Origin of the sequence: Dokdonella sp. (genome assembly GCF_035703485.1) — a bacterium.
Lineage (GTDB): Bacteria > Pseudomonadota > Gammaproteobacteria > Xanthomonadales > Rhodanobacteraceae > Dokdonella.
The window spans coordinates 1-4,882 of record NZ_DASSYD010000104.1; the positions used below are offsets into that span (position 1 = coordinate 1).

Sequence of the window (4,882 nt, forward strand, 5' to 3'; positions counted from 1 at the left end):
GTGACCATCAACACCTGCATGCCGTAGAAGCCGAAGCGCTCCCACATTTCGATCAGGAAGACGGTACTGAAGGACTTCGTCTGCGAGACGGGCGGGTTCTGGGTTGCCATAGATTTTCCGTGCGGGTTTCAGACCATGGCGACGTGCTGGCACGCGCCTTCGGCTTGTGATCCTGAACGGACCACAACCGACGAAGCCTAACCCATCCGCGGGCAGGGCGTAGCTGCACTGCGACATGACAGGTATGCACCGCAAATGCTTGGGAGAGCGCTGCGAGCCGTGTGCGGGCGGCTGCTTGTGGCATCATCAGGCGCCTGCCATCACGGATTTCCCGGAGCCCATCCCGCCCATGCCTCATCCCGATTCCACCCGCTCACGACAGCGACCACCAGCCGGACGGCGGGTCCGCTGATGGCCGCCGAAGGTTTTCGCGGCCCGAGGCAGGTCTGGAACGCATTCCAGTGGTCGATGAAGGGGCTTCGCGCCGCCTGGAAGCACGAGGCTTCCTTCCGCCTTGAGGCCTGTCTGGCCATTGTGATGGTGCCGCTGGGCCTGTGGCTGGGGCATGGCGGACTGGAGAAGTTCGCGCTGATCCTGGCCCCGTTGCTGGTGCTGTCGGCCGAGCTGCTGAACTCGGCGATCGAGGCGGTGGTCGACAAGGTCAGCCCGGAATTCAACGAACTGGCGGGGCGCGCCAAGGACATGGGCTCGGCCGCGGTGTTCGTGCTGCTGATGCTGGTGGTGCTGAGCTGGGCGTTGATCCTGGGGCCGCGCTGGCTCTGAACCGGCGCAACACAGGCGATTACTGGATATCTTTCCGTTTGTCAGCCTGCTTCACCGGCAATCCCGAAGGATTGACGCCCTGCAGCGCGCCAACAGTCACCTGGCCGGTCCATTCACGGTCGCGGCTCTCGAAATACTGCTTCGGATCCCAGCGCCAGGAAGCGTAGAGATTGCCGCAGCCGTTTGCGGCTGCCCCACCGATGGTCGCGGCGCTGCAGTCCGGATACCCGCCGTATCCCTTGGCCTGGCCGAAGAATTGCGTTGTCGTCATGCTGGTGACCGAGTCGGCGCCGAAGCCGAGATATGAACCCGTCAGTTGGGTGCGGTTCCAGCGCAGCATCTTGGCCATTCGCGGCTTCGCGGTGACGTCGCCATATTCCGGGTACAGCTTTTCCACCAAGGCCTTTGCCTGCTCGCGCTGAGATGCATCGAGCCGTGCCCACACACCATCGCGGGTGGCGAGGAACTGGGGATACTTGCGCTCGGCAGCCATGGCGATCCAGGCGAAGGCTGCAACCGGGTCCTTCTGCACGCCCTGGCCGTTGAGATACATCAGGCCGATGCTGAGCTGGGACAACTTGTCTGCGTAGCGCGCGCCAATCAGGAAATACTTCATCGCCGCCTTGAAGTCACCCGCCGCGTAACGCTGCATGCCGTTGAATTCGCCGTATTCATCGGGGTGGCCCCAGGTAGAGCTGTTGCTCATCGCTGCCAGCACGGCCTGCGACTGTGTATCACGCAAGGGAGAGGAGGAGGGTTGACCCGCCGCAGATGCCGCCGACGCGGCCAGAGTGCAAAGAACAGCGCAGATGCAGCGCCGGGAGAGGTGCTTCATGGCGATCTCCTTGAAATTCTCGTTCCGTAATGCCAAACCCAGGCGATGCCTGCCGGTTTGACAGTACGAATGCTGCTCCTGTTTGGCGTCGATATCAACGAACATGCCCGACAAACGCGCACGCGACCTGGCGGTTGGGGCGGCCTTGGTGGCGGCGGCAGCTTCGGCGGTGGCGGTTCTTCGGGGAGCTGGTGATGGAGCGCATGCGACGGCTGTGGGTGAATCTGTTCGGCGGGTGGTTTCGCCTGTCGCGCCGCTTTTCGCCAGCCTTGCTGGACGAGATGGCTGCGGCGATCGCGGCGGGCGAACGCACCCACCTGGGCGAGATCCGTTTTGCGGTCGAGTCGCGACTGGCGCCGGCGGACGTGCTGGGCGGGCTCGACGCGCCGACCCGCGCGCGGCAGCTGTTCGCGCAACTGCGTGTATGGGACACCGAACACAATTCCGGCGTGCTGCTCTACGTGCTGATGGCCGAGCATCGCATCGAGGTCGTCGCCGACCGCGGCATCGCGGCGGAGGTTCTGGCCGAAGCGTGGAGTGCGATCTGCGCGCGCATGCGCGGGTGCTATGCCGGTGGCGAGTGGCGTGCCGGGAGTCTGGCCGGCATTGCTGCAGCTGTATTGTTGGAGCGCCACTTTCCGGGCGATGGCAAGGCCAATCCCGACGAGTTATCGGATCATCCGGTGTTGCTGTAGACCATGAAAAGGACAAGGCCACCAAACGGTGGCCTTGTCCTCATGCCGTATCGACCTGGCGGTCAGACACCCTTGCCAATGTACTTTTCCAGAAACGCCTGCAACTTCGTGTAGAGCTCGACGTTGTTCTTTTCGTCGTAGAAGCCATGGCCTTCGCCCGGCTTGCTCAGCCATTCATACGGTTTGTGCGCGGCGTCGAGCGCAGCGCGCATCGCCTTGGCCTGGGCAAAGGGTGCGCGCTGGTCGTCTTCCCCATGGATCAGGAAGACTGGGACGTCGATCTTGCCTGCCAGGTTGACGGGAGAGTTCGAAGCCAGCTCGGCCGGGTCGTCGCCCATCTGGACACGCAACGCATTGAGACCGGCCTTGCTCTCCTGGGTGTCGCCTTTCTTGTAGCGCATGCCCATGTCATAAATGCCCGCGTACCCGACCGCACACTTGAACATGCCCGGTGCACGCACCGGTGCCATCAGTGCCGAATAGCCGCCGAAGCTGGCGCCGTAGATGCAGATGCGTTCGGGATCGGCGTACTTTGCCGAAATCGCCCATTTCACCGCATCGATCAGATCCTGCTGGATGCCCGTGCCCCACTGGCGATAGCCGGCGTTCCTGAAGTTGTAGCCACGGCCGCTGGAGCCGCGATAGTTCACCTGCAGGACGAGGTAGCCGCGACTGGCCAGGAACTGGGCGTCCTCGTCGAAGAACCAGTCATCCTGCACTTCAATGGGACCGCCGTGCGGTACCAATACCATCGGCAACTTGGACAGATCGGCGCCCTTCGGGATCGTGAGTATCGCTTCCAGCTCCGCGCCACTACTGGATTTGAAATGCAGCGGGCGTCGTTCGGCCATCTGTGCCGGATCGATCCAGGGCGCGGCAGAGAACAACTTGAGTACCTTGTAATTCCTGGTGTCAATCAGGAAATAGCTACCGGGGTCACGATCGCTGCTGACGGAGAACAGCAGCTTGATGCCGTCTTCGCTGAAATTGATGAAGTGAACATAGCTGCCAGGGAACTTCAGGCTGAGTGCGCGATGCAGCTTGGCCGTCGGCGTGTTGGCGTCGATGTAGGCAAACTGCGGCACGCCAGTGGCCAGCACCGTGGCGAAAGGCTGGTAGGGGTAGGGCGTCAACTCGATCGTACCAATGCTGCCGAAGCTGTCGCTGGCTACCAGCTTGCGGTTACCGCCGCTTTCGTCCTGTTCGATCAGCGTGGTCGGTCCGCCATCTTTGGAATATGTGGCGTACAGGCGCTGCTGGTCTTTCGTGAAGAAGAGCGGTATGAAGCTGCTGCCATGAGGCCCCGCATTCATCTGGGTCCAGCCGCCACCTTGCTGGTGATAGAGCACGAAGGCCCAATCGTCGTTGCGGCCGTAGGCGTAATGCGCCTTGCCATCATCGCCGACCAGAAAGTTCATGCCGGCCACCTTGATCTGGCCCACCAGGCGACGCGTGTTTTTCTCCGCGTCGACGTCATACAAGGTGCTGTAGTCCCGGCTTTCCCAACTGTAGGTGGTCATGAAGAAATGACCGTTGGCCGGAGTGGGCCGGCCGGCCACCAGACCCCATCCGCGATCCATGCCGCGGGTGGTCGCCCGTGTACCGTATTGCGCTTCGAAACCGTATAGGTAATCCTGTTTTTTACCATCGAAGTTGGTGGCGATCACTTCGCCGGTTGCGCTGGGTTTGTCAATCGAGCCGATCTGCCGACCTTTCTCCACCACCAGTCGCGTATTGCTTGTCCAGGTAATACCTGTAGCCAACTCGTATTTGGGCAATCGCAGCAGACTGATCGGACGAGTCATGTCGGCGACGTCATAAACCGCCAGGGCGTGCGAATTGCCATCCGCATAATTCATGTTGACAGCAAGGTATTTACCGTCCGGGGACAGTTCCGGCATGGACAGTTGCGCGTGCCGCGCAAAGGCCTCCACCGGCACCCGGTCGGTGGCGGCCGCCGCCGCGGGCAGCAGTAACCAGGCAGCGGACAGCACGATCCGCGCAAGACGTTGGTACATTGGTTTTCTCCCCTGACACTCCATGGACACAAAGCCGGTCGCCTGGAGCGAGGCGGTCGGTCGGACTTGGAATCCGTGCATGATTGCAGTGCAGCACCCCTCAACTCCCCGAGGCGAGTGCATCGGTCGATTCTAGTTCCTGCCAAAGCTCACGCGAAAGTCCTTGTCCACATCGCCCACGCTGTGTCCCGCTACACTTGGTCTTTGACCGCCGCGCGTTGCCCATGTCCCAGCCCTATATCGTCGATATCAATCCCGTCGCGTTCCATCTCGGCCCGGTGCAGGTGCATTGGTACGGCCTGATGTATCTGCTGGGCTTCTTTTTCGTGGCCGTGCTGGGCGAGTACCGGCGCCGGCGCGGGCGCCTGCCGGTCACCCGCGATGCGCTGGGGGACCTGCTGTTCTACGGCATGCTCGGCGTGATCGCGGGCGGGCGCATCTGGTACATGCTGTTCTATGCCGACATCGACTGGATCTGGACCGCACCGCTGACCCTGTTCAAGGTGTGGGACGGCGGGATGAGCTTCCACGGCGGCCTGCTCGGCGTGCTG

General features: G+C 62.2%; 5 protein-coding genes. 3 read left to right on the forward strand and 2 right to left on the reverse strand.

Translation table 11 applies throughout. From position 1 onward, the window contains the following. The first annotated feature begins 411 nt into the window (after positions 1-411). Positions 412-783 carry a diacylglycerol kinase gene (locus VFN25_RS07805; protein WP_325140534.1) on the forward strand — a complete coding sequence of 124 codons (372 nt, stop codon included), beginning with the start codon at positions 412-414 and terminating at the stop codon, positions 781-783. 19 nt (positions 784-802) lie between these two features. Here the strand turns inward: VFN25_RS07805 and VFN25_RS07810 are convergent, their stop codons facing one another. Continuing rightward, entirely contained in the window at positions 803-1,723 is a 921-nt protein-coding gene (locus VFN25_RS07810; protein WP_325140536.1) for a sel1 repeat family protein, read from the reverse strand. Between the two features lie 89 nt (positions 1,724-1,812). On the opposite strand from VFN25_RS07810, the gene VFN25_RS07815 reads away from it, so the two are divergent. After that, positions 1,813-2,313, forward strand: a complete 501-nt coding sequence (locus tag VFN25_RS07815) for a TPM domain-containing protein (RefSeq protein WP_325140538.1) — start codon at positions 1,813-1,815, stop codon at positions 2,311-2,313. A gap of 62 nt (positions 2,314-2,375) precedes the next feature. Here VFN25_RS07815 and VFN25_RS07820 read toward each other — a convergent pair whose 3' ends face one another. Next, positions 2,376-4,307 carry a S9 family peptidase gene (locus tag VFN25_RS07820; RefSeq protein ID WP_325140540.1) on the reverse strand — a complete coding sequence of 644 codons (1,932 nt, stop codon included), beginning with the start codon at positions 4,305-4,307 and terminating at the stop codon, positions 2,376-2,378. Positions 4,308-4,555: 248 nt separating this feature from the next. On the opposite strand from VFN25_RS07820, the gene VFN25_RS07825 reads away from it, so the two are divergent. Next, positions 4,556-4,882: prolipoprotein diacylglyceryl transferase family protein (locus VFN25_RS07825; RefSeq protein WP_325140541.1), on the forward strand; the 327-nt coding region annotated here is incomplete at its 3' end.